At 32.1% G+C, this 25,921-nt stretch carries 27 protein-coding genes and 1 riboswitch; of the genes, 20 read left to right on the top strand and 7 right to left on the bottom strand.

Annotated elements, in window-relative coordinates; genetic code table 11:
• The first annotated feature begins 14 nt into the window (after positions 1-14).
• Both DFQ07_RS03005 and DFQ07_RS03000 read left to right on the top strand, forming a co-directional pair.
• A complete protein-coding gene (locus DFQ07_RS03005) occupies positions 15-2,048 on the top strand; it encodes a dipeptidyl-peptidase 3 family protein (protein ID WP_133534790.1) in 2,034 nt (677 codons plus the stop codon).
• An 86-nt stretch (positions 2,049-2,134) separates the two neighbouring features.
• Positions 2,135-3,055 carry an ion channel gene (locus DFQ07_RS03000; protein WP_133534789.1) on the top strand — a complete coding sequence of 307 codons (921 nt, stop codon included), beginning with the start codon at positions 2,135-2,137 and terminating at the stop codon, positions 3,053-3,055.
• A 5-nt stretch (positions 3,056-3,060) separates the two neighbouring features.
• Here DFQ07_RS03000 and DFQ07_RS02995 read toward each other — a convergent pair whose 3' ends face one another.
• The gene (locus DFQ07_RS02995) at positions 3,061-3,273 is read right to left on the bottom strand and encodes a hypothetical protein (protein WP_243743920.1); all 213 of its coding nucleotides are present in this window, start codon (positions 3,271-3,273) and stop codon (positions 3,061-3,063) included.
• A 211-nt stretch (positions 3,274-3,484) separates the two neighbouring features.
• Here DFQ07_RS02995 and DFQ07_RS02990 point away from each other — a divergent pair, with 211 nt between their 5' ends.
• Together DFQ07_RS02990 and DFQ07_RS02985 are read left to right on the top strand one after the other, a co-directional pair.
• Positions 3,485-4,165, top strand: a complete 681-nt coding sequence (locus DFQ07_RS02990) for an HAD family hydrolase (RefSeq protein ID WP_133534788.1) — start codon at positions 3,485-3,487, stop codon at positions 4,163-4,165.
• Positions 4,166-4,172: 7 nt separating this feature from the next.
• Entirely contained in the window at positions 4,173-4,559 is a 387-nt protein-coding gene (locus tag DFQ07_RS02985; protein WP_133534787.1) for a pyrophosphohydrolase domain-containing protein, read from the top strand.
• A 28-nt stretch (positions 4,560-4,587) separates the two neighbouring features.
• Here the strand turns inward: DFQ07_RS02985 and DFQ07_RS02980 are convergent, their stop codons facing one another.
• Complete coding sequence (locus tag DFQ07_RS02980; protein ID WP_133534786.1) at positions 4,588-5,514, bottom strand: TlpA family protein disulfide reductase; 927 nt, start codon at positions 5,512-5,514, stop codon at positions 4,588-4,590.
• A gap of 68 nt (positions 5,515-5,582) precedes the next feature.
• Entirely contained in the window at positions 5,583-6,632 is a 1,050-nt protein-coding gene (locus DFQ07_RS02975; RefSeq protein WP_133534785.1) for a branched-chain amino acid aminotransferase, read from the bottom strand.
• Positions 6,633-6,753: 121 nt separating this feature from the next.
• On the opposite strand from DFQ07_RS02975, the gene DFQ07_RS02970 reads away from it, so the two are divergent.
• The 5 genes from DFQ07_RS02970 (at position 6,754) to DFQ07_RS02955 (ending at position 9,846) form a co-directional block, all read left to right on the top strand.
• Positions 6,754-7,257 (top strand): DUF4920 domain-containing protein, encoded by a 504-nt coding sequence (locus DFQ07_RS02970; protein ID WP_133534784.1) that lies wholly within the window; start codon positions 6,754-6,756, stop codon positions 7,255-7,257.
• Positions 7,257-7,676: an acetolactate decarboxylase gene (locus DFQ07_RS02965; RefSeq protein ID WP_243743919.1), complete on the top strand. Its 420-nt coding sequence runs from the start codon at positions 7,257-7,259 to the stop codon at positions 7,674-7,676. The genes DFQ07_RS02970 and DFQ07_RS02965 overlap by 1 nt, the downstream gene beginning before the upstream one ends.
• Positions 7,677-7,683: 7 nt before the next feature.
• Positions 7,684-8,343: a tRNA (5-methylaminomethyl-2-thiouridine)(34)-methyltransferase MnmD gene (gene mnmD / locus DFQ07_RS02960; protein WP_133534782.1), complete on the top strand. Its 660-nt coding sequence runs from the start codon at positions 7,684-7,686 to the stop codon at positions 8,341-8,343.
• Between the two features lie 6 nt (positions 8,344-8,349).
• The gene (locus DFQ07_RS15715; protein WP_208107662.1) at positions 8,350-8,709 is read left to right on the top strand and encodes a hypothetical protein; all 360 of its coding nucleotides are present in this window, start codon (positions 8,350-8,352) and stop codon (positions 8,707-8,709) included.
• 417 nt (positions 8,710-9,126) lie between these two features.
• Entirely contained in the window at positions 9,127-9,846 is a 720-nt protein-coding gene (locus DFQ07_RS02955) for a tRNA1(Val) (adenine(37)-N6)-methyltransferase (RefSeq protein ID WP_133534781.1), read from the top strand.
• A 38-nt stretch (positions 9,847-9,884) separates the two neighbouring features.
• Here DFQ07_RS02955 and DFQ07_RS02950 read toward each other — a convergent pair whose 3' ends face one another.
• The 4 genes from DFQ07_RS02950 to DFQ07_RS02935 all read right to left on the bottom strand — a co-directional run bounded on the left by DFQ07_RS02950 (position 9,885) and on the right by DFQ07_RS02935 (position 15,726).
• Positions 9,885-10,313 carry an acyl-CoA thioesterase gene (locus DFQ07_RS02950; RefSeq protein WP_133534780.1) on the bottom strand — a complete coding sequence of 143 codons (429 nt, stop codon included), beginning with the start codon at positions 10,311-10,313 and terminating at the stop codon, positions 9,885-9,887.
• Positions 10,314-10,392: 79 nt separating this feature from the next.
• Positions 10,393-12,717, bottom strand: a complete 2,325-nt coding sequence (gene metE, locus DFQ07_RS02945) for a 5-methyltetrahydropteroyltriglutamate--homocysteine S-methyltransferase (RefSeq protein WP_133534779.1) — start codon at positions 12,715-12,717, stop codon at positions 10,393-10,395.
• Positions 12,718-12,904: 187 nt separating this feature from the next.
• A riboswitch (cobalamin riboswitch) is annotated at positions 12,905-13,092 on the bottom strand.
• Between the two features lie 120 nt (positions 13,093-13,212).
• Complete coding sequence (locus DFQ07_RS02940; RefSeq protein ID WP_133534778.1) at positions 13,213-14,157, bottom strand: gliding motility protein GldB-related protein; 945 nt, start codon at positions 14,155-14,157, stop codon at positions 13,213-13,215.
• 198 nt (positions 14,158-14,355) lie between these two features.
• Positions 14,356-15,726, bottom strand: coding sequence for a saccharopine dehydrogenase family protein (locus DFQ07_RS02935; RefSeq protein ID WP_133534777.1), 1,371 nt, complete (start codon positions 15,724-15,726; stop codon positions 14,356-14,358).
• Between the two features lie 81 nt (positions 15,727-15,807).
• Between DFQ07_RS02935 and DFQ07_RS02930 the strand changes: the two genes are divergently transcribed.
• From DFQ07_RS02930 to DFQ07_RS02880, 11 genes are all read left to right on the top strand, one after another.
• Positions 15,808-16,188, top strand: coding sequence for a DUF423 domain-containing protein (locus DFQ07_RS02930; RefSeq protein ID WP_133534776.1), 381 nt, complete (start codon positions 15,808-15,810; stop codon positions 16,186-16,188).
• A gap of 86 nt (positions 16,189-16,274) precedes the next feature.
• Positions 16,275-17,882 (top strand): phosphoenolpyruvate carboxykinase (ATP), encoded by a 1,608-nt coding sequence (gene pckA / locus DFQ07_RS02925; protein ID WP_133534775.1) that lies wholly within the window; start codon positions 16,275-16,277, stop codon positions 17,880-17,882.
• 80 nt (positions 17,883-17,962) lie between these two features.
• On the top strand, positions 17,963-19,585 hold the full coding sequence (gene ade, locus DFQ07_RS02920) for an adenine deaminase (protein ID WP_133534774.1): 1,623 nt from the start codon (positions 17,963-17,965) through the stop codon (positions 19,583-19,585).
• 8 nt (positions 19,586-19,593) lie between these two features.
• Positions 19,594-20,148, top strand: coding sequence for a crossover junction endodeoxyribonuclease RuvC (gene ruvC / locus DFQ07_RS02915; RefSeq protein WP_133534773.1), 555 nt, complete (start codon positions 19,594-19,596; stop codon positions 20,146-20,148).
• Between the two features lie 46 nt (positions 20,149-20,194).
• Entirely contained in the window at positions 20,195-20,554 is a 360-nt protein-coding gene (locus tag DFQ07_RS02910) for a four helix bundle protein (protein WP_133534772.1), read from the top strand.
• A gap of 56 nt (positions 20,555-20,610) precedes the next feature.
• Positions 20,611-21,771: a radical SAM family heme chaperone HemW gene (gene hemW / locus DFQ07_RS02905; RefSeq protein WP_133534771.1), complete on the top strand. Its 1,161-nt coding sequence runs from the start codon at positions 20,611-20,613 to the stop codon at positions 21,769-21,771.
• A gap of 12 nt (positions 21,772-21,783) precedes the next feature.
• Entirely contained in the window at positions 21,784-22,533 is a 750-nt protein-coding gene (locus DFQ07_RS02900; RefSeq protein WP_133534770.1) for a cyclase family protein, read from the top strand.
• A gap of 235 nt (positions 22,534-22,768) precedes the next feature.
• Complete coding sequence (locus tag DFQ07_RS02895; RefSeq protein WP_133534769.1) at positions 22,769-24,025, top strand: MDR family MFS transporter; 1,257 nt, start codon at positions 22,769-22,771, stop codon at positions 24,023-24,025.
• 69 nt (positions 24,026-24,094) lie between these two features.
• Entirely contained in the window at positions 24,095-24,421 is a 327-nt protein-coding gene (locus DFQ07_RS02890; protein WP_133534768.1) for a nucleotide pyrophosphohydrolase, read from the top strand.
• The gene (locus tag DFQ07_RS02885) at positions 24,422-24,670 is read left to right on the top strand and encodes a hypothetical protein (RefSeq protein ID WP_133534767.1); all 249 of its coding nucleotides are present in this window, start codon (positions 24,422-24,424) and stop codon (positions 24,668-24,670) included.
• Between the two features lie 6 nt (positions 24,671-24,676).
• A complete protein-coding gene (locus DFQ07_RS02880; RefSeq protein WP_133534766.1) occupies positions 24,677-25,906 on the top strand; it encodes a 3-phosphoshikimate 1-carboxyvinyltransferase in 1,230 nt (409 codons plus the stop codon).
• The last annotated feature ends 15 nt before the right edge of the window (positions 25,907-25,921 follow it).

The raw sequence follows: 25,921 nt of genomic DNA, 5'->3' as shown, positions 1-25,921 counted from the left end.
TAAAAATAACCTAAATGAAACTAAAACAGATGCTTTGTATAGTAGCTGCAGCAGGAGTGTTAACTTCTTGTGGTGTGGATACTAAAAAAGAGCCTAAAGTGGCAGAAAAAAAGGCAAAAGATTTTGAATATGTTGTTGAACAGTTCGCAGATATAAAAGTATTACGTTACCAAATTCCAGGATTTGATGAATTAACACTGAAAGAAAAAAAGTTAGTGTATTATTTAACACAAGCTGGTTTGTCTGGGCGTGACATTATGTGGGATCAAAACTATCGACACAATCTTGAAATTAGAGCTGCTTTAGAAAACATCAACAACAATTTTAAAGGAGATAAAGAAAGTGAAGAGTTTAAAGCGTTTACAACGTATTTAAAAAGAGTATGGTTTTCAAATGGTATCCACCATCATTACTCAAACGATAAATTAAAGCCAGAGTTTTCAAAAGAGTACTTTGAATCGTTGTTAAAAGAAACCAATACAGAATTATCAGCTGAAGCACTAGAGGTTATATTTAATGATAATGATGTTAAAAAGGTAAATAAAAAAGCTGGAGTTGATAATGTGTTGGCATCAGCAGTAAATTTTTATGGAGCAGACATTACAAGTAAAGATGTAGAAGACTTTTATGCTACAGCATATAAAGGACCAAAAGGGCAACCTATTGAAGCAGGTTTGAACTCTAAATTAGTTAGAGAGGATGGGAAACTTGTAGAAAAAGTATGGAAGTCAGGAGGTTTATATGGACAAGCAATTGATAAAATCATTTACTGGTTAGAAAAAGCGAAAGAAGTAGCAGAAAATGAAAAACAAGCAAAAGCTTTAGGTTTTTTAATTGAATATTATAAAACAGGGAGTTTAGATACTTGGGATCAATATGCTATTGCTTGGGTTGAATCTACTGAAGGAAATATTGATTGGATTAACGGATTTATAGAAGTTTATAATGATCCTAAAGGATATAGAGGTTCATATGAAACAATTGTGCAAATCAAAGACTTTGATATGTCTAAAAAGATGAAAGTATTATCAGATAATGCACAATGGTTTGAAGATAATTCAACATTAGATCCATCTCATAAAAAGAAAAATGTAGTAGGGGTTTCATATAAAACAGTGAATGTAGCAGGTGAGGCAGGAGATGCATCTCCAAGTACGCCAATTGGAGTAAACTTACCAAATAACAACTGGATTCGTCAACAGCATGGTTCTAAGTCTGTATCGTTAGGTAACATTATAGGGTCATATAACAATGCAGGCGGAACGGGGCGTTTAAAAGAGTTTGCAAACGATCAGGAAGAGATTGATTTAGAGATTAAATATGGTAAGTTAGCTGATAAACTACACACTGCATTACATGAGGTAATCGGTCACGCTTCCGGTGTAATTAACGATGGAGTTGGTCAACCTAAAGAAACATTAAAAAATTATGCATCTACTATGGAAGAAGGTAGAGCAGATTTAGTAGGATTATATTATTTAATGGATCCAAAATTACAAGAATTAGGTTTGGTTGATGATTGGGAAAAAGTAGGAAAAGCTGCTTATGACGGATATATTAGAAATGGGTTAATGACTCAATTAGTGAGAATTAGTTTAGGAGATGATATTGAGGAGGATCACATGGTAAACCGTCAGTGGGTATCGGCTTGGGCTTTTGAGCAAGGAGCAAAAGACAATGTGATTGAAAAAATTACTAGAGATGGTAAAACTTATTATAATATTAATGATTATAACAAGCTTCGTGAAATCTTTGGACGTTTATTAAAAGAAGCACAAAGAATTAAGTCTGAAGGAGATTTTGAAGCTGCCAAAGCGTTAGTAGAGGGGTACGGAGTTAAAGTTGATCAAGACTTACATAAAGAAGTGTTGGATCGTAACGAAAAGTTTAAAGATGCACCTTATAGCGGATTTGTGAATCCAGTATTAGAACCAGTAATGGATGCAGAAGGAAATATCACTGATATTAAAATTAAGCAACCAGAAACTTTTGAAGAGCAAATGAATTTCTATGCTAAAAACTATAATTTCTTACCAATTAAAAACTAAGTAGTTTAATTGGAATTATGAAAATAACTCAAAACCGATTCTGCAAAGAATCGGTTTTGTATTTTTAGGTTGTTAAATTATTAGGTATGGCAAGAAAGGTTAAAGACCCAGGGTTTGGATATAATTCGCAAAAAAATGCACAAACAATCGTTAATAAAGACGGTACATCAAACGTAATTCATGCGAATAGAAGGTTTAGCGCAGATGATTTATATACATTTTTTATTGAGCTAGCTTGGTGGCAGTTTTTTGTGTTTATTATAGCAGGGTATACTTTATTAAATATTCTTTTTGGAATAGTATATATGTTAATAGGTATAGAACAGGTAACTACTACTCAAGGAGATTTTATAGGTGATTTTTTAAATGGATTCTTTTTTAGTGCTCAAACTTTAACAACTGTTGGTTATGGAGGTATGGCTCCTAAAGGAATTGCAGCCAACACTATTGCGGCTTTTGAAGCAATGGTTGGGTTGCTTAGCTTTTCTTTTATTACAGGTTTGTTGTACGGTCGTTTTTCAAAAGCAAAAGCATCAATTCGTTTTAGTGAAAACTTAATCCTTAGAGATTTTAAAGAAGATAGAGCGCTAATGTTCCGGTTAATGAATCGTCGTAAAACAGTTATGATTGAGCCAGAAGTGTCAGTTACTTTGTCAATATCTGAAAAAGATAAGGAGGGAGAGTATAAAAGGAAGTTCTACCAACTAAAGTTAGAGCGAGATAAAATAATGTATTTACCTACAGTTTGGACAATTGTTCATGAAATAGATGAAGGAAGTCCATTAAGAAAGTATTCTAATAAAGAAATAGAAAAAATGGATGGTAAACTTTATGTTTTAGTACAGTATCACGAAGAATCTTTCGGACAAAAAGTATATCAGATTTCATCGTATGATTTTTCTAATTTAGAAATAGATAAAAAATACGTTCCTTCATACTATTTTGACGAAAATGGATTTACTGTTCTAGACCACGGAAAGTTAAGTAAAGTAGAATCTATGAATTAAAAAAGCTACTTTGTTAGTAGTTTTGATAAAAACAAAAGAGCAATAACCACTGCTAGTCCTATAGCAACATACAAAGCTCCATTTTGATAATGCTTTTTGTTGTTTTCAGCATCTTTTTTATAGCTAAAATACATCAAAACGATAAAAGCTATAACAAATAAACTTGCAAAAATGATTCTGCCAGTTGTAAACATTTTAGCAGCGATTAGTATGAACATAAAATTGTATTTTTAGCAAAGTTAAAGAATGATTTTAGAATGAAGAAAACTAAAACAGCTATTATTTTTGATAGTTTCTTTAGAAAAAGCCTTTCAACAAATTTATTCAATAATAAAAAGAAAAATGAGTAGCTTATATTTCCAAACGATGGAGGCTTATAGACAGGATGCTCAAAGTAGTGCTAGCAAGAATATTAAAAATAGAACTTAAATGAAAAAGGAAAATTTAATTGTATTTGATATTGATGATACATTAACTAAAAGCGAAAATCAACATCAAACAGCATACGTGAACGCGATGAAGAGCTTTGGTATTGTCAATATCAATCAAGATTGGAAGAGCTATAAAAACATGACCGATAGTTATATTTTGAAGAAGAACTATGAAGCTAATCTGAATAGGAGTTTTAGTTTTTCTTTTATTCCAAAATTTGAAGAAAAAATGACGGAATCAATGCTAACCTTTTCTAGAACAAAAGAAATTAATGGAGCGAAAAAAATAGTTGATTTTTTTATGAAGGAGACCGATTATGCTATTTGCTTTGCTACAGGTTCTCTATTGCAACCAGCATTGATTAAATTAGAGCAAGCAAAGATAAACTTTGTCCCAACTTTAGTCGAAGCTTCTAATAGTTTGTTTACTAGAGAGGAAATAGTAAATTCAGCAATTAACAAGGCGAAAAACTATTTTCAAGTTCAAGAGTTTAAAAATATCATTTCGGTTGGAGACGGTATTTGGGATTTAAGAACAGCTAAAAATTTAGATATTCATTTTTTAGGAATTAGAAATAAGAATTTATCAGATTTTAAGGCAGAAGGAATTAAAAGTCATATTGAAGATTGGGATGGTTTTAATTTTAACACAGTAAAAACAGAATTACAAATACAATAAAATAATAATGAAGAAAAGAATCGCAGCAGTACACGAATTTCATACCGCATTTGGATTGGGAATAAAAAATGAACCAACAGCTAATATAGGTGAAGAACGAAATTTACTTCGTTACAATTTAATGAAAGAAGAAAATGAAGAATACTTAGAAGCAGCTCAGAATAACGATTTAGTAGAGGTAGCTGATGCTTTAGGAGATATGTTGTATATTTTATGTGGTACTATTATTGAACACGGAATGCAACACAAAATAGAAGAAGTGTTTAATGAAATTCAACGAAGTAATATGAGTAAATTAGGAGAAGACGGTAAACCTATTTATCGTGAAGATGGTAAGGTGTTAAAAGGGCCTAATTATTTTAGTCCTAATATTAAAGAAGTATTAGATAAATAAAAAAAGCTCCGAAAAAGGAGCTTTTTTTTTATTTACCCATAATCCTTTCCAGTTCAGAAGTAAGGGTTTTAACGTTATTTACCATTTTAATGATAACCCCGTTAGAGTCCACAATTAAATGTGTAGGATATTGTTTTACCTTCAATTTCTTAGCCATATATTCTTTTTGCTCAGGAATTGTAGGGTATTTAAACTCTTTAGTTTTTAAAAACTCAATTAATTCATCTTTTTTATCAAAAGCCAAACTAACAAACTCTATATTGTCGTCTTTATATTTATCAACTAATTCATTTAGTTCAGGAAATTCTTCAACACATACTTTACAAGTAATAAACCAGCATTTAAGAACAAGTAATTTACCCTTAGTGTCGGCTTTGTTGTGTGTTTTTCCATCTAAATCAATAAAACTATATTCAGGAAGTTTTTTACCTTCCATTCTAAAATACTGATGAGCAATAGAAGCTTTACTGGTAATAGATTTTTTTATTTTAGGATCAGCCGAATCTTCAATATTAGTTAATTGATATTGTACTTTGCCTTCTTTTTCTGATTTAACTGGAATATATGCACCCGTACGTAGTAAGGTTAAAAATATTCCTTTTTCTATTTTAACACTCTTCTCATCTAATGGAATAAATGTTGACATTAAATCAATGTTTTCTTTTGTATAGGCTTCCCAATTGTCAAAACTTTTTTGAATATCTTTTACAGCTACAGAGGTTGTAGGAAAAGTGTTTTCTTCAACTGTTAACTCCTCTTCAGGAGATTTGGTAACTTCAACTGGTTTCTCTTCTTTAGAAGAGGTATGTACTTCTTCTTTAGGAGTATCTGTTTTTTTAGTTACTACTATATTATTGCTGTTTCCTGAAATAGAGTTTGAATAGCTTTTAAGTCCAAAAGTAGCCACAGTAAAACCTACTCCTATTGATAATAATGCTAATACAATGTTTTTCATTTTTCTGGGGTTTTTTGGGTGAAAAAACTCAATTTTGATTACTAATATAGCTTTTTTTAACCAAATAATTAAATTTTAACTCTCCAGCTATGCTTGTCTTCCAGGATGTTATACTGAATTTTAAGTAGTTTATCTTTAAAGAAAGAAGCGTATGAATCATTTAAGTCAGGTAATTCAAAAGTCTCATTTTGATGCTTAAACCCTTTTATAGGATTAATAACAGCGGCAGTACCAGAACCAAAAATTTCTTTTAATTCACCATCTCTAGCAGCTTCTTTAATTTCAGCAACCGAAACTCTTCGTATTTCTACCTCAATATTATAATCTTTGGCAAGTTGAATGATAGACTTACGAGTGATACCATCTAAAATTCTATCGTTTGTAGGTGCTGTAATAAGTTTATTTCCTATTCTAAAAAACACATTCATAGTACCTGCTTCTTCAAGATACTCGTGTGTGTTGGCATCTGTCCATACTATTTGTTGATAGCCTTCTTTATGAGCTAAACTTGTTGGGTAAAATTGTGCTGCGTAGTTACCGGCAGCTTTAGCAAATCCGACACCACCATCAGCAGAACGACTATATTTTTCTGCGAAAATAACACGAACCTCACCAGCGTAGTACGATTGTGCTGGAGAGCAAATAATGATGAATTTATATTCTTCTGCGGGTGAAGCAGAAATAGCTCCTTCTGAAGCAATGATAAACGGACGGATGTATAAAGAATTACCCATTCCTTTTTTTATCCAAGTATTATCAATTTTAAGTAATTTTTTTAAACCTTCAATAAAAACTTCTTCAGGTACGGGAGGCATTGCTAAACGTTCTCCCGATTTATTAAGTCTATGAAAGTTTTCATCAGGACGAAATAAAAAGACATCATCATTATCGTCTTTATAAGCTTTCATACCTTCAAAAACAGCTTGTCCATAATGAAAAACTCTAGCAGAAGGCTCAAACGATAAAGGACCGTAAGGCATTATTTTAGGGGTTTTCCATTCGCCATCGGCAAAATCACAAACCAACATATGATCAGAAAAAACCTTTCCAAATGCTAAGTTGTTAAAATCTACCTTGTCTATTTTTGATTCTTGTATAAGCTCAATATCAATATTCATTGTGTTGTTGTTTTAGAAGTGCTACGAAGATACAAAAACTGGAGGTATATTAATGTCTTAGCTAGTTGACTTAAACAATTATAGCTATCTTTGTTATATGTTTAAATTTAATCTTTTGATAATGAAAAGACTATTGATGATTGCTCTAGTAGGAAGTGTTGTGCTCACTTCTTGTAAAACAGAAAAAAAGGACGTTAAAACTAGTGAAAAAGAGGTGAAAGTAGAGTACATGTCTTTTGGAGAAGCAATAACTAATGAAGAAGCAATATCAGCTGATGAAATGCGTGTTAAATACGAAAACTTAAAAGCAGGAGACACCCTTAATATAAAATATGCTTCAACAATAAATGAAGTATGTAAGAAAAAAGGATGTTGGATGAAGCTAGATTTAGGTGAAGAGAAAGAGTCAATGGTGCGCTTTAAAGATTATGGTTTTTTTATGCCTTTGAATGCAGATAGTAAAGAAGTTGTAGTAAACGGCAAGGCTTTTGTTACTGAGATTTCTGTTGATGAGTTACAGCACTATGCTAAAGATGCAGGGAAATCAGAAGAAGAAATAGCACAAATTACAGAACCAAAATATACCTATGCTTTTGAAGCAGATGGAGTATTGATGAAGAAATAATGAGAAGTGTATTTGGTGTTTTATTAATGTCTTTATTGTTTTTTTTCTGTAAAAAAGAACTAAAGCAACCTAAAGAAGAATTAATCATGTATCAATCTTCAGAAATGGCAGCTTTAATGAATGCTATGTATGAAGGAAATATGACAATTAAAAATAAGATTCTAGAAGGAGAATCAATAGGTGATTTTCCAGAGACCTACCTGAATATTCATAATGCAGTTTTAACTGATCCAGCTGATAGAAATGCAAGTTTTGAAGCTTTTTCAAAATTATATATACAAAACATGCAACAAGTATATACAGGGGCTAAAGATTCTTTAAAAGAAAACTTCAACAAGACAATTAATAGTTGTATAGCATGTCACCAAACTACCTGTACAGGACCAATTCCAAGAATTAAAAAATTATTAATTAAATAGTTTAGTTATAAAACGAGAAATTATCATAACGTCCGATGGTTCTACCACCATTCATTTACCTGAATGGAATGAACAATATCATTCTAAGCATGGAGCTATACAAGAAGCGTATCATGTGTTTATCAAAAACGGATTGAAGTATGTTGATGTTGAAAATATTTCAATTTTAGAAATCGGATTTGGCACAGGACTTAATTGCTTTATCACACTTTTAGAAGCTGATAAAAAAGTTGATTATGTTGGAGTGGAGGCATACCCAGTAGCAAAAGAAGAGGTTGAAAAACTAAATTATGTAAGTGAATTAGAAGCTGAAAATAAACAAATATTATTTGAAAAAATACACGAAGTTTCTTGGGAAGAACAACACAAAATCACTCCTAATTTCTCATTAACTAAACGCAAACAGTTTTTTACCGAAATTACTGATGAGAATTGTTTCGATTTAATTTACTTTGATGCTTTTGGAGCAAGAGTGCAACCCGACTTATGGACAGAGGATATTTTTAAAATTATGTTCGCTGCTTTAAAACCTGATGGAGTATTAGTTACCTATTCAGCAAAAGGAAGTGTACGACGTGCAATGCAAGCAGTAGGTTTTGAGGTAGAACGTTTACCTGGACCGCCAGGGAAAAGAGAAATGCTTCGTGGAGTAAAATATTTAGTGTAGCTAAATTTGAAAAAGATAAGTATGGTAAGGTCAAAAATTAGATTATTAAGTTTCACAGCCTTTATATTATTAGTTGTTTTTTTTATTTTTCTAGGTTATTTTTTTATCGTAAAAAATTTTGGAATTAAAGAACAAATAGGTGGAGTTTTTCTTTTGGGGGTTGGTGTTTATGTTATATATTTTTACCTCAAATTAACTCCAATTATAGAAGTTTCAAATTCAACGGTAAGTGTTTTAAATTTTTTTAAAAGAGAACGATATTTAACATCAGAAATAAAACAAGTTAGATTAAAACAAGTACGAGGATATGAGGGTATGGTAATTGAGTTTTCTAAAGGTTTTTATAGATGGACTTTTTATCGTTAGCATGATTTTTTTAATAATGAGTTATTTAATAACAAGGTTGCTTTATTACTTTTCAATTGAGAACAACCAGCTAGTTATAAAGAATCATATTCTTTTTTGGTTTAGAAAGGAATACTCTTTAGAGAATATAATATTTTTAAGAGTTGAATATATTAACACTCATAGGTTTTGTATTGAAGGATTGAGAGTATTGAAAAGAGACTATAAGTCTAAGAGGTATTTATCATCTCCAATGAGAGATAAAGATTGGGAAAGACTGTTTAATGGTTTAATAAAAAATAAATAATGGAGTTTAAAAGACGCTTTGGTAGGCGAAAAAGAGGGAATTCAAAACGTGGATTATTTTTAGTAATCTTATTAATAATTGTATTGTATTTGTTTTTCAATGCAGAGAACATATTGAGTAGATTTTTATAGATGAAGCCATTTCAATTTAAAGAGTTTTCGGTGTGTCAAGATAAAACAGCGATGAAAGTTGGTACCGATGCAGTATTGTTAGGAGCGTGGTGTAATTTAGGTGAGTTTCCTGATATGTTGTTGGATGTAGGTTCAGGTACTGGGGTCATTTCATTGATGTTAGCACAACGAAGTGATGCCATGACTATAGATGCGGTTGAGATTGATGAGAATGCTTATGAGCAGACTGTTGAAAATTTTGAGCAATCAGATTGGGGAGATCGATTGTTTTGTTACAACGCATCTTTTGTAGAGTTTGCAGAAGAAATGGAAGAAGAGGAAGAAGTGTACGATGTAATTGTGTCAAACCCTCCGTTTTATACAGATAATTATGAAACGGAAGATAAAGCACGTAACAAAGCACGGTTTACGAGTTCATTATCTTTTGAAGAATTATTAAAAGGTGTAAGCAAAATTTTATCTGATAACGGAAAGTTTTCAACCATTATTCCTTTTAAAGAAGAAGGAGGTTTTATAGAATTAGCTAAAAACTATAACTTACAAGTTAACAGAGTTTGTCGTGTAAAAGGAACACCTGATACAGAGATTAAACGAAGTTTATTAGAATTATCTTTTGTAGAAACTCCAATCCAAGAAGAAGAGTTGATAATAGAAACAAAAAGGCATCAGTATACTGAAGCCTATATTAACCTTACGAAAGATTTTTATTTGAAAATGTAACCTTTTATGTGGTTACATTTTCGAAAACTTTATTTGGTTTAATTATGTTCTTGTTGTGAATAATGTAGTTCCTCTGTGTCAGTTTTTATTACTGCGATAGGTTTTTTATTTTCATCAATAGCAACAAAGGTAAATTCACCTTCAATGGCTTTTTCTCTGTGGTGTGAATACATGTGTTCAGTAAAAATTTTAACGGTAACTTTTAAACTTTTGTTACCTATATAACTAACTCTTCCTATTAATTCAATAATAGTTCCAGCAGGGATAGGCTTTTTAAAATCTATTTTATCACTACTAACAGTTACTACTTTTTGCCTGCAAAAACGTGTTGCAGTAATAAAAGCAACTTCATCCATTAGTTGCATAGCAGTTCCTCCAAAAAGGGTGTCATAATGATTGGTGGTGTTAGGAAATACGGCTTTGAAAATACGTGTTTCCGACTTTGTTATTTTTTCTTCTGTGGTCATTTCTTACTGAGGGTTTTTGAGATAATCAGTGCCCAAAAAATGTAAAATATCATTTTTAGGCACCTTTTATTAATTAATATTAGTTGATTGTTTCTAGAGTTTTTGAGGCATGTTTAGTAGAAGCTTCTTTTGCAGCTGAAACCATAGCTATCAAAGCTTTTTCTGTTTCTTCCCAATGTCTGGTTTTTAACCCGCAATCTGGATTTACCCAAAGTTGGTTAGCAGGAATAACTTTTTGTGCTTTTTGTAGTAACTTAACCATTTCTTCTTTTGAAGGAACTCTTGGTGAATGGATATCATAAACACCAGGACCAATTTCATTCGGATATTTGAAATCGGCAAAGGCATTCAATAGTTCCATTTGAGAGCGAGAACATTCAATAGTAATTACATCGGCATCCATATCAGCAATGTTTTGAACGATGTCATTAAACTCTGAATAGCACATATGTGTATGTATTTGAGTAGCGTCATCTACACCACAAGAAGAAATTTTAAAGGCTTCTACAGCCCACTTTAGATAATCATTCCAACCTGATTTTCGAAGAGGAAGTCCTTCTCTAATAGCCGGTTCGTCAATTTGAATGATTCGAATACCAGCATTTTCTAGGTCTCTAACTTCATCACGTATAGCCAGTGCAATTTGTTGGCAAGTAATGTTACGAGGTTGATCATCTCGAACAAAAGACCATTGTAAAATCGTTACAGGACCTGTAAGCATACCTTTAACCCACTTATTAGTTAAAGATTGAGCGTATTGTGACCAGAAAACGGTCATAGGATGAGGTCGGTAAACATCCCCATAAATAATAGGAGGTTTTACACAGCGACTACCATAACTTTGTACCCATCCTTTTTTTGTAAAAGTTACACCAGCAAGTTGTTCGCCAAAATATTCTACCATGTCATTTCGCTCATATTCACCGTGAACTAATACATCTAGTCCTATTTTTTCTTGCCATTGAATGGTTTTTTGAGTTTCTTCTTTTAGTAAATACTTGTAATCTTCACTACTTAAGATACCTTTTTTAAATTGAGCTCTCCAACTTCTTACTTCTTTAGTTTGAGGGAATGAACCAATGGTAGTGGTAGGAAATAGTGGTAAATTCAACACCCTATTTTGTACTTCTTTACGAATTGAAAAACTATTTTTTCTTCTAGAGTCTGTTTCGTTAATAGAGTCAACACGAAGTTTTACATCATTGTGGTGAATTAATGTTGAAGATTTTCTATTGGCAATAGCTTTTTTGTTTTCTTCAAAAGCATTTAAAATAACCTTATCAGTAGTATCTTCAGATAGTTTTTTTAACAAGCTTACTTCTGTAAGTTTCTGTTTAGCGAAAGCTAACCATTGTTTAATTTGATTATCTAAAGTTGTTTCTAACTCTAAATCGCAAGGCGTGTGTAATAAAGAACATGAAGGAGCTACAAAAACTCTGTTAGAACCTAATACATCAGTAGCTTTTTGAATAAGTTGTAATGATTTTTCAAAATCATTTTTCCAAATATTTCTTCCATCTACAACTCCTAGAGATAAGATTCTATTTTCAGGAAGAGTATTTAATACATCATCTAATTGTTCTTCACAACGAACTAAATCGATGTGCAATGCGTTTATAGGGAGCGTGTTAGCTAAAGAAAGATTGTCTTTTAAACCTTCAAAATAAGTAGTAACTATAAACTTTAGTTTAGGAAACTTTTTTCTAATTTCATTATAGATAACTTGATAGGTTTCTTTGGCTTTTTCGCTCAAATCTAACGCTAAAAAAGGTTCGTCAAACTGAATCCACTCAGCTCCTTGTGTTTGAAGTTCTTGTAGAATTTCAATATACACAGGAAGTAGTTTTGAGGCTAAATCTAATTTATCAAAGCCTTCTTCTTTTTCTTTACCCAAAAGAAGGTAGCTAATCAAACCAATAATTACAGGTTTGGCATTAATTCCCGCTTGTTTGGCTCCAACAAACTCATTAACAATTTTGTTAGAAAATAGTTTAAACTCTTGATCTTTATAAAATTCAGGAACGATATAATGATAATTAGTATCAAACCACTTAGTCATTTCCATAGCAGTAATATCAAGGTCATCTTTTTGATATCCTCTTGCCATGGCAAAGTAAAGATCAAGTTCAGAATTTGAAGCTTTTAAAGCTACTTCGTTGTAACGTTTAGGAATTGCGCCAACAGTAAGCGTCATGTCTAACACCTGGTCGTAATAAGAAAAATCATTACAAGGAATAAGGTCTATACCTACTTCTTGTTGGGTTTCCCAATTTTGTTGACAGATGTTTCTTCCTGTTTCAAGAAGTTCCTGTAAACTAGTTTTGCCCGACCAATATTGCTCGCAGGCTTTTTTGAGTTCTCTGTTGCTACCAATACGCGGATAGCCAAGAATGTGCGTTTGCATTTTCTTTTAAACTTTTATAATTAAACATTAATTTTAAAAGTTCTTTTAGATGCTTCGCAATGCTAAAAAATGATAAGATGTTTGAGAAAAAATAATGACATACCAAAAAAGCACAGCATTTCATAGAAGAAAGTGTGCGTTAAAATATATCATCGGTATGACCCAAAAGCTTCAAATCGCGAAAGCATTGTCAATATCCGAATAGGCAGGTCTCCTGACTTATAACAGCTTTTATCATCCTTCCCGCTTTTGGCAGTGGATATACTAAGGATAAAAACTTTTGGTGTGTTACTTACAGTTGCGCGACAGTTCGTGATTTGCACACGATTCCCTATTAATCTACAGCTAAGTAAAACCTTTTCGGTTGATGAAGTATGTAAAGAACTTATCGGGGTAAATGTATGTATTATTTTTTTAGAACTGATAATAAAAAAAGCATCAATAAATTGATGCTTATATATGTGTAAGTTTAATTCAATTTAAAAACCTATAGCTTTATTCATCTTTAAAGAACTCAGATTTTTTAAGGAAATTTTCTACAACTTGATCGTCGTTGTAGTTTAGCTCAATAATATCTTTTATCGCCTGAGATTTGTCTTTAGCATTTTTATAATAAGACTTGCATATTTCATAACCAATATAATAACCTAAATCCGCACTTTCTCCTTTTTTTGAACCGTTATATAACCAATTTGAAAGTTTACTAGAGAACATCTCTTTTTTAAATAGTTCTTTTATTTCTTTTTTGTGTTCTTTACCATAAGATAAATACTGAGTTTGAATTGGTTTTTGAAGAGCTAGTTCAGCTATAAAATCGCAAGCACCTTCTTTAATACTATGATTTAAAACTCTTTTCTTGCCTTCTTTTTGTTGTGTATGTACGTATTCGTGAATATTTAAGTAAACAATATTGTCTAAAGATTGTTTAGCAAAAACTTTTTTAAGCCAATCTCTTTTAAATTCAGACATGTCAACATCTAGGGTTCCAGTAGCAATTTCAGCTCCAACTAAAACCATATTATTGGTTACTGTTCCACCTGAACGTAAACCTCCTATTGTAAAATACATTTCAGCATCTCTTAATTCAGGATAAAGTTTCTTTAAGTTTGCAACAATTTTATTTAACTCAGGGGTTTTGTTCTTAATAGTTAAAGTATTTGGTCTTATAGAGTTCCAGAATTTAGGGTATTCTTCTATCAGTTTCACGTAAAGAGTATCATTATAATTTCGTACTCTCATAAAAGCATTCAGACCTTTTGTTCCTTTTTCAATATAAAGCTTATTAATGAAGTTCAGTTTTTCTGAATAATCATTTGTTTCTTGAATGCTGTCATAAGCAACCCAAAAATTGTCAATATCAGTAGTGAATATTTTATTAGAATTTTGAGAAAATGCATTCGTAAGTAGAATAGATAAAATCGCAGTAAAAATTAGTTTCATTCGTCCTTTTTTAAAAATAAAATAATTTGCAATATAATTTTTTACGATAGGTTTTTATGAAACTTAAGTGTTAAAAAATATGCGAATCTTTAAGTTGCTTTTTAGATTGGAGTATAAAAAAAGCACCAGTAAAACTGATGCTTATAGTAATTTATGAAATATTTTTTATGTGAAATGGGGTTTGTAATTAAGTCAAATTTATCCCTTTATGCTCTCTGGATTATACCCTAAATAAGGTACTTCTTTTTCAACAAAATTAATTCCGTAGTCTTCCAATTCTTTTAAAATAGGTTCATATACTTCTTTACGAATAGGTAATTGAACTCCCGGAGTGGTAATCTCACCATTTAAAATACGTACGGTTGCCATGGCTACAGGTAATCCTACAGTCTTAGCCATTGCAGTATAGGTTTGATCATCACCTTTAATCACCATACTACTTTCTATTTGATATTTGTCTTCTTTGTATTCGTAACCAAAAATATGATGCATTACAATCATATCTTTATCTTCTTTTTCAAGAGTCCAAGAATCCATCAATATTTTTTGTAAGATTTGTGCTGGAGTAGCATTTTTCAATCCAACTTTTTTGTTTGGATTGAAAATGTCCAATTCAACAAATTTGTCCCACATTAAATCATCTTGATCAATCTTTAAGTACGAACGGAATTTTAACTCTACAGAATCAGAAGGAGAATAGGCTAAGAAAAGATTGGTGAAATCACGATAACTCATGTTTTCAGAATCTTCGATAGTATAAGTATCATCTGTCATTCCTAATTGAACAAACACATTCCAAGCACGAGAAAAACCAACTTTACGAATGGTTCCTCGGTACATGGTTTTAATATCTTCTAAACCATAAATACTTCTATATTTTAAAGAATCTCTATTGGCATAGGCTTCAAATCTTCCACTACCGTTAACAGTTAAAAATTCTGTTCTTCGGAATAATTTGTGATACGGAATGTATTTATAAGTTCCTTCTTGAATAAACATTGAAGCACCACCTTGTCCGGCTAAAACAACATTTCTTGGGTTCCAAGTAAATTTGTAGTTCCACAAGTTAGTGTCACTTTCAGGAGCTACCAATCCTCCACAAAATGATTCAAATAGCAACATTTTTCCACCTTGCTCCTTGATTCGGTCAATGATTTGCATCGCACTCATGTGGTCAATTCCAGGATCTAAACCAATCTCATTCATAAACACCAACCCTTTGGCTTTAGCTTCTTCGTCTAAGGCTTTCATTTCGTTAGAAATGTAAGAAGCGGTAACCATGTGCTTTCCGTAAGTAATACAGTCTTTAGCTACTTCAATATGAAAGCTAGCTGGTAACATAGAAATAACAATGTCAGCTTTTTGAATTGCATTAGCGCGTTCTTCAGCATTGAAGACATCTAACTGAATCGCTGTAGCATTTTTATGGTTGTTAATTTTTGATTGCGCGCTCTCTAGCGAGACATCACCTATAGTTATATGTAAGTTTTCTAGTGAAGATTTATCTAATAAATATTTTATAAGTGAAGAGCTCGATCTACCAGCACCAATAATCAGTATGTTTCTCATTTATAATGTACTTTTGTTATCTAAATAATTTGAGGCGACAATATCGCTAAAAAAGTTTAAATTTAAACAAAAATAGATTAAATGTATAAAAATTTAACAATAGCAGCAGTTTTAGGAGTGATTGCTGTAATTTTAGGAGCCTTTGGAGCACATGCATTAAAAACAAAGTTAACACCTGAAGCGTTAGAGAGTTTTCAAACTGCAGTTCGCTATCAGTTTTTACATGTGTTATTATTACTTTTTGTAAATATGTTTAGCGAGTTTACAAGTAAAGAAAAGAATAGAATTAGTTATTTTTTGATGACAGGTATTTTAATGTTTTCGGGATCTATTTACTTAATTTATTTGTTGAATATTCCTGCTAAAATAATTTGGTTTGTAACACCTTTGGGAGGAGTCTTGTTAATCATAGGATGGGGCTTGTTAGCATATAGTTTTTTTAAGAAAGCGATTAAAAATTAAAGGTGATAAAATCTTTTAATGATATAGCTGTTTAATCAAAAAGAACTATTTTTGTCCAAAATTAAACACAACTAAAATCTTTTAAGATGACAAATCTTGATACGAAAACGATATCGTTAGATAACTTAGGCATAAAAGACGCTACGGTTCGTTATCAATTAACTTCAGACGAGTTACACGACATCACTATTGAAAAGGGACAAGGGAAAGAAACTAGTTTCGGAGCATTAGCTGTTGAAACAGGTGAGTTTACAGGACGTTCTCCTATGGATCGTTTTATCGTTAAAGACGATATAACGAAAGATGAAGTATGGTGGGGAGACATCAACATTCCTTTCGATTCAGAAAAATTTGATAAACTATATGATAAAGTAACTAACTACTTATCAAATAAAGAAGTATTTGTACGTGATAGTTATGCATGTGCAGACGAAGCTTATAAGTTAAATATTCGTGTTGTAAACGAATATCCATGGAGTAACATGTTTGCATATAATATGTTCTTACGTCCTACAGCAGAAGAGTTAAAAACTTTTTCACCAGAATGGACAGTAGTAAATGCTCCAGGTTTTATGGCAGACCCTGAAGTTGATGGGACACGTCAACACAACTTTGCTATCTTAAACTTTGGTAAAAAAATAGCATTAATAGGAGGAACAGGTTATACAGGGGAGATTAAAAAAGGAATTTTCTCTGCGTTAAACTTTATTTTACCAGTATTTAAAAACACTTTACCAATGCACTGTTCTGCAAATGTTGGTAAAGAAGGTGATACGGCTATTTTCTTCGGATTATCAGGTACAGGTAAAACAACTTTATCTACTGATCCTAACCGTAGTTTAATTGGTGATGATGAGCATGGTTGGACTGCTGAAAACACCATCTTCAATTTTGAAGGAGGATGTTACGCAAAAGTAATCGACTTATCTCAAGAAAAAGAGCCAGAAATTTACGGAGCAATCAAAAGAGGAGCAATCCTAGAAAACATTGTAATGGATGATAAAGGAAATGTTGATTTTGCTGATACAACTATTACACAAAATACACGTGTAAGTTATCCAATTTATCACATTGAAAATATTCAAACTCCATCAATGGGTAAAAACCCTAAAAACATCTTCTTTTTAACAGCTGATGCTTTTGGAGTATTGCCTCCAATCTCAAAATTAACACCAGGTCAAGCGGCTTATCACTTTATTTCTGGGTATACTGCGAAAGTAGCAGGTACTGAAGCAGGAGTAACTGAGCCACAACCAAGTTTTTCAGCGTGTTTTGGAGCTCCATTTATGCCATTACATCCAACTCGTTATGCTGAGATGTTAAGCAAAAAGATGAAAGAAACAGATGTAAATGTTTGGTTAGTAAATACAGGATGGTTTGCAGGACCTTATGGAGTTGGTAACCGTATGAAGTTAAAATACACGCGTGCAATGATTAATGCAGCGTTAAACGGTGAGTTAGGAAGCACTCCTGAGGATTTCAGAATTCACTCTGTATTCGGTTTAGCACAACCAAGAACATGTCCTGGAGTTCCAGATGAGTTGTTAAGTCAACGTAAAGCTTGGGATAATGACGAAGAATATTACAAAACTGCACATAAATTAGCAGATTCGTTTAGAAACAACTTTAAAAAGTTTAAAGACTATGCGAATGATGAAATTTTAGCTGGTGGACCTCCAGTAGCAGAAAAATAATAACTTTAAAAAGCATCCAGAACAGGATGCTTTTTTTATGCATAAATACTACGTATTTTAGCATAGTAAAATCAAGAATTATGAGAGTACAAGGAAATATAGTCGATATACAAAACAAAAGAATTTTCAAAGGAGAAGTTGAGGTTGAAGCAGGAAAAATTACGAAAATAAAAGAAGTAGATCATGCTGAAGAAAACTATATTTTACCTGGATTTATAGATGCTCATATTCATATTGAAAGTTCAATGCTAGTGCCATCAGAGTTTGCAAAAATAGCCGTAACGCATGGTACGGTAGCAACCGTATCTGACCCGCATGAAATTGCGAACGTATTAGGTGTAAGAGGTGTAGATTTTATGATTGAAAACGGAAAGAAGGTTCCGTTAAAATTCAATTTCGGAGCTCCATCTTGTGTGCCAGCGACTTCTTTTGAAAGTGCCGGAGCGGTAATTGATTCAGAAGATATCAAAAAGATGATGCAGAATCCTGATGTCAAATATTTAGCAGAAATGATGAATTACCCGGGAGTCATTTATCAAGATAAAGAGGTATTGAAAAAAATCGCTTGGGCAAAACACTACAACAAACCAGTGGATGGACATGCACCAGGACTAAGAGGAGAAGATTTAGATAAGTACATAGCAGCAGGAATTTATACAGACCACGAATGTTTTACGTATGAAGAAGGTTTAGAAAAGCTTCAAAAAGGAATGAAAGTAATCATTCGAGAAGGAAGTGCCGCAAAAAACTTTAAAGCATTGATAAATCTACTCCCTGAATATTATGAGAATATGATGTTCTGTTCGGATGACAAACATCCAGATGATTTGTTATTAGGGCATATCGATCAGTTATGTGAGCGTGCAGTAGCAAAAGGAATGGATGTGTTTAAAGTATTACAAGCAGCTTGTGTCAATCCAGTGGAGCATTATAATCTTGATGTAGGTACGTTAAACGAAGGAGATGATGCCGATTTTATTATAGTAAAAGACTTGCAAAAGTTTGAAGTACTCCAAACATACATTAATGGTGAATTAGTGGCTGAAAATGGAAAATCATTTGTAGAGCATGTAGATTTTGAAGTGTTGAATAATTTTGATACTGATAAAAAAAACGTTGTTGATTTTGAGTTTCATTCAGCATCTGAAAAGATCCGAGTTATTGAAGCTTTAGATGGAGAATTAGTGACGAATGAAATAGAAGCAAATTCGTTGATAAAAGATGGAAATTTAGTTTCAGATGTAGAGAACGATGTGTTAAAAATGACCGTAGTAAATCGTTATCAAAATACTGAACCTTCGATAGCTTTTATTAAAAATTTTGGATTAAAAGAAGGGGCGATAGCGAGTTCAGTTGGTCATGATTCTCATAATATTATAGCAGTTGGAGTGTCGGATGAGTTGATATGTAAAGCGGTAAACTTACTGATTGAAAATAAAGGAGGAGTTTGTGCCGTAACCACTTCAGAAGAAAAAGTAGTTTCGCTCCCCGTTGCAGGAATCATGTCAGATAAACCAGCGGTTGAAATAGGAAAAGCTTATGCAGAATTGGATGCCATGGCAAAACAACTAGGTAGTAAGTTACGAGCTCCGTATATGACATTGTCTTTTATGGCGTTGTTGGTAATTCCATCCTTAAAACTATCTGACAAAGGATTGTTTGACGGAAATACATTTAAATTTACTTCATTAGAAGTTAAATAAGCGAGAGTTTGAAGACAGAAAAAATTATATTAGGTATTGACCCAGGAACCTCCATTATGGGGTTCGGAATTATAAAGGTAGTAGGAAAAAAGATGGAATTTGTTCAAATGAACGAATTGCTCTTAAAAAAATATGATGATCATTACCTAAAGTTGAAAATCATTTTTGAACGCACTATTGAGTTGATTGATACCTATCATCCAGATGAAATTGCGTTGGAAGCTCCTTTTTTTGGAAAGAATGTACAATCCATGTTAAAACTAGGACGTGCACAAGGAGTAGCCATGGCAGCAGGATTGTCACGTCAAATTCCTGTAACGGAGTATGCGCCAAAAAAAATAAAAATGGCAATTACAGGTAAAGGTACCTCTAGTAAAGAACAAGTAGCATTAATGCTAAAATCGCTATTAAACTTAAAAGAGTTGCCTAAAAATTTGGATGCTACTGATGGTTTGGCAGCTGCTGTATGTCATTACTATAATTCAGGAACTAAAGTAGGAGGTAAGAACTATACAGGTTGGGCAGCGTTTGTAAAACAAAACCCGAAAAAAATCAAAAACTGATTTTTTCAAAGCTCAATTAACAGTAACAAATTATCAATTTATAGCTATGAAATTAGAGAATAACCCACTTCAAAATAAATCGTACGATTTTGCGCTCTCTATTATAAAATTAAGTAAGAGCTTAATGACTATAAACAAAGAGTTTGTATTATCTAAACAAGTATTGAGAAGTGGAACCTCTGTTGGAGCAAATATTGTAGAAGCAAATGGATCAATTTCTAAAGCAGATTTTTCAGCAAAAATTTCAATAGCTTATAAAGAATGTTTAGAAACTAAATATTGGTTGTCTTTGTTAAAAGATAGTAAAGAGTTAAGAATAGATGAGTATGAGGAGTTGTTTGAAAAAGCTGATGAAATAGCTAAAATTTTATTTTCAATTTTAAAGAAAACAAGAATTAATAAGTAATCTTGATAACTGATAACTGATAACTGATAACTGATAACTGATAACTGATAACTGATTTGGCAGGAATTTATCTACATATCCCATTTTGTAAGCAAGCGTGCTATTATTGCGACTTTCACTTTTCTACCTCTTTAAAAAAGAAAAAGGAGTTAGTTTCTTGCTTGGTGAGAGAATTAGAATTGCGAAAGGAAGAACTACAAAATGAAGTAATAGAAACTATCTATTTTGGAGGAGGAACACCTAGTTTGCTATCTATTCAAGAAATAGAACTATTACTGAAAACGATTTGTAAAAACTATACAGTAGTAAACAAACCTGAGATTACTTTAGAAGCCAATCCAGACGATTTGTCTGAAGGAAAAATAATAGAGTTAGCGAATACACCTATTAACCGTTTAAGTATTGGAATTCAATCTTTTTTTGAAGAGGATTTACAGTTAATGAACCGCGCTCATAATGCACAAGAAGCAACAGAATGTTTGTCAGTGGCGACTCGCCACTTTGATAATATTACGATCGATTTGATTTACGGAGTTCCGAATATGAGTAATGAACGTTGGAGAGAAAATCTGCAAATAGCTTTTGATTTCGGTATCAATCATATTTCATCATATGCGTTAACGGTAGAACCTAAAACAGCGTTAGATTCGTTTATCAAACAAGGAAAATACCCAGATGTTGACGAAGCTGTAGCCAAAGAACATTTTGATATTCTGGTAGCAGAAACCGCTAAAAATGGATTTGTTCACTACGAAATTTCCAACTTTGGAAAACCGAACTATTTTTCAAAACACAATACGAGTTACTGGTTAGGTAAAAAATATATAGGAATTGGCCCGTCAGCACATTCGTTTAATAAAACACATCGTAGCTGGAATGTAGCCAATAATGCAAAATATATCAAAGCAATTCAAGAGGGAAAACTCCCTTTGGAACAAGAAAAACTCACTATAAAAGATCAGTTTAATGAATATTTAATGACAGGATTAAGAACCATTTGGGGAGTGTCGTTAGAAAAAATTGCACAGGATTTCGGGGAAGAATTTAGAAAAGAACTTCTCAAAAATGCTGAGAAGTTTATTACTCAAGGTCTATTAATCATTGTGAACGAAGAAAATCAAACTGAACCCTCTTATAATGATGGAGGTGTTTTAAAAACTACATCAAAAGGAAAGTTTCTAGCAGACGGGTTGGCTTCAGAACTATTTATTATTTAAGTATATTTGAGTATGATAGCAACTATTGAATATAATTCGAGAAAATATAAAATTGATTTATCAAAGCCACTTGATATTTCAATAGCCATTGATACTTCTAAAGAAAATGTGAATGCTTGGTATCTTGACGATCCTAAAATATATCCAGTGTCTGAGGGTGATTGGACAGGAAGTGTAAAAGAAGGGGCCGATGTAAACTTTAATAATATACAGTTCAATCCACATTCGCATATAACACATACCGAGTGTGTAGGTCATATTACTGAAAAAGTCTATTCAATAAATAAGAATTTAGAAAAGTTTTTCTTTTTAACCGAAGTAGTAACTATAGCTCCAGAACAAATAGAAAATAAAGATTTTGTAATTTCTAAAAAGCAGTTACAATATGCTTTAGGAAACAAAAAAAGAGAAGCTATAGTAATTAGAACAATCCCGAATTTATCAGATAAAAAATCGATGCGATACTCTAATACAAATCCACCTTATTTGTTAGAAGAAGCTGCAGAGTATCTAAAAGAAAAAGGGATTGAGCATTTGTTAATTGATTTACCCTCGGTAGATAAAGAGAAGGATGAAGGAAAATTATTAGCACATAATGCCTTTTGGAATACGAAAGGAGCGATTAGAATGAGGGCAACTATTACCGAATTTATTTATGTATCAAATAATATCAAAGACGGAACCTATTTTCTAAATTTGATGATTGCACCGTTTGAAAACGACGCTACACCCAGTAAACCTACGCTTTACGAAATTATTTAAAACTTTTTTGTTGGGATATTTATTTTTTTACTAGTTTTACATCTCAATCAAGAAATAATAATGACAATTTTTAATACATATAAGCAATGTAAATCGACTGTGGTGAGACACAGAGAGGATCGGGCTATACATGTATTATAACTATGTTTATATAAAATATAACTATAACAAAAAGCCCGACTGTAAAGTCGGGCTTTTTATTTTTATACTAATCAATAATAATTAACTAAATACTATGAAAAAACTTTATTTTAACTACCTAAATACGTTTAAAGGGCTCTCAAAAGAGGTATGGTGGTTGGCTTTAATAACTTTAATTAACAGAGCCGGAACTATGGTAATTCCGTTTATGTCATTGTATTTGAGAGAAAGCTTACATTTTACCTTAAATGATGTAGGTTGGATTATGACTTGCTTCGGATTAGGTTCTGTTGTAGGATCTTGGCTAGGAGGGAAATTAGCAGATAAAATAGGGTTTTACAAAGTGATGAAAACCAGTTTGTTTTTAACAGGTTTACTTTTTATAGCCTTACAGTTTGTAGATACTTTTTGGGGATTTTGTATAGGTATTTTTTTGGTGATGCTAGTAGCAGATACTTTCAGACCTGCTATGTTTGTGGCTTTAAATACCTATAGTAAAATAGAAAATAAAACGCGTTCGGTAACTTTAATTCGCTTAGCAATTAACTTAGGTTTTTCTGCAGGGCCTGCTGTTGGAGGGTTAATAATTACCTCAATAGGTTATAGCGGATTGTTCTGGGTAGATGGAGTTACTTGTATTTTAGCAACTTTGCTATTGGTAAATGTGTTACATCCTAAAAAGGCAAGAGTACAGGACGAAATAAAGGTAGAAAATCCAGAATCAGTATTTTCAGACAAAGCTTTTTGGGTGTTTTTTGTAGGGATGTTTGTCTTCGGATTTATTTTCTTACAATATTTTTCTACTATGCCGCTGTATTACAAAGATGTACATCATTTAACAGAATTAGAAATAGGGTTGTTATTGGGAATGAACGGATTTTTCATTTTTCTATTAGAAATGCCGCTTATTTCTTGGTTAGAGAAAAGTAAGCATACCAAAGAGTTCTTAATGTTTTTTGGGTTATTACTTACAGGGTTAAGTTTTGTAGTAATCAATTTAACAGGTTGGGTTGGAATTTTAATTGTAGGAATGTTGTTAATGACTATCGGAGAAATGATTGCATTCCCTTTCTCAAATGCTTTTGTGATGGAGCGAGCCAAAAAAGGAAACCAAGGAGAATATATGGCATATTATAGTATTGCATTTTCAATGTCTCATATTTTTGGGCATAATTCAGGAATGCAATTAATAGATAATATTGGATTTGATAATACATGGAATTTTATGATTGTATTATCGGGAATTGGGGTGCTATTTTTATTTATGTTGATGCAAATTGTAAAAAAAGAAAAAAATAGCAGTTCAGAAGTAGGAATTAATCCATCAATAAACCTAGAAAAAACAGTATAGTTAAACTGATTAAGACACAGAAGTTTTATCTTTGAAACTTTTATCAAAGTATACTAAAAACAGTAAAAAATGAATATTCAAGACGCACAAAAACAAGTAGATGAATGGATAAAGAATCATGGAGTTCGTTACTTTAATGAGTTAACAAACATGGCGCAATTAACTGAAGAAGTAGGGGAGGTTGCTCGAATTATTGCGCGTCGTTATGGTGAACAGAGCGAAAAAGAAAGTGACAAGAACAAAGATTTAGGCGAAGAACTTGCCGATGTTATGTTTGTCGTTTTATGTTTAGCAAATCAAACGGGAGTGAATTTACAAGAAGCTTTTGATAAAAAATTAGACATTAAGACAAAACGAGATCACGATCGTCATCATAACAATGAAAAACTACAATAGATGAGCCTTATAAAAAACATACAAAAAGGAAGTTTTTGGTTAAATGTATTAAAGATTGGAATTCCATTTTTAATAATTGTAGCAGTGTTTTCTTTATTATTTAAAACAGGAGGAGCTATTTTTTCAGGAGATTTTGAAACCGTTTACAATGTGCATTTTGCGAACAAACAGTGGATTCGATTTTGGTTAAGTAAAGTAGTTATAGCTATGGTATACGGTATGTACATCGTTAATAAAAAAATGAAGTAAGTCTGTATGGATTTAAAATTACAAGTAGAGTTGTTAAAGTCAGCCAAGGATATAACTATTTCTGGTTCAAAAAGTGAATCAAATCGATTGTTAATCTTGCAACAGATATATCCAAATTTATATATTGAAAATTTATCAGATTCAGACGATACACATCATTTACAAGAAGCATTATCATTAGCTAATGACATAGCTGATATTGGTCATGCAGGTACTGCAATGCGTTTTTTAACAGCCTTTTTTGCAACACAAGAAGATGTTGTAAAAGTTTTACAAGGTTCAGAGCGAATGCATAACAGACCTATCGAAATATTGGTAGATGCATTACGTGATTTAGGTGCTGAAATTGAATATGTTGAAAAAGAAGGATATCCACCATTAAAAATTACAGGAAAAAAACTTACAAAAAATAAAATTTCGATTAACGGAAATGTAAGTAGTCAATATATTTCGGCATTGATGTTAGTCGCACCAAGTTTGCAAAACGGATTAACAATTGAGTTGGTGGGTAAAATAACTTCGGTTCCATATATCAATATGACTTTACAACTTTTACATCAACTAGATATTGAAGCAAGTTTTAACGATCAACTTATTAAAGTTGCTCCTAAATCAATCATAAATAATCAAACGATTGTAGTTGAATCAGACTGGAGTTCTGCTTCTTATTTCTATTCCATTATAGCATTGAGTAAGGTGGGGGCATCAGTCAAATTATCAGCCTACAAAAAAGATAGTCTGCAAGGAGATAGTTGTTTAGCAGATATCTATAAACATTTTGGAGTAACCACAATTTTTGAAGAAAATTCAATTCTTTTAACAAAAGAAAATGAAGGAAAATCAACGGTATTGGTACAAGATTTAAAAAATGCTCCAGATATTGCGCAAACTATTGCTGTTACTTGTTTTGGTTTAGGTATAGCTTGTGATTTAACAGGATTACACACCTTAAAAATTAAGGAGACAGATCGTTTAGAAGCCCTACGTGAGGAGTTAACCAAATTAGGAGCAGATATTTCGGTAACTAATGAAAGTTTACACTTAAAAACTTCGTCAGTAATTAAAGAAAATGTTCAAATAGCAACCTATAACGATCACCGAATGGCAATGGCATTTGCTCCGTTAGCCTTAAAAGTACCGATTGAAATTTTAGAAGCAGAGGTGGTAACTAAATCATATCGAAACTTTTGGAATGATATGACAAGTGTAGGAATAAAAAGTATTACTGTAAAATAAAACGACAATCACTTG

It is taken from the genome of Tenacibaculum caenipelagi, assembly GCF_004363005.1.
Taxonomy (GTDB): Bacteria; Bacteroidota; Bacteroidia; order Flavobacteriales; family Flavobacteriaceae; genus Polaribacter; species Polaribacter caenipelagi.
The sequence above is the reverse complement of the archived record's forward strand: the minus strand, read 5'-3'. Positions and strand labels throughout refer to the sequence as shown.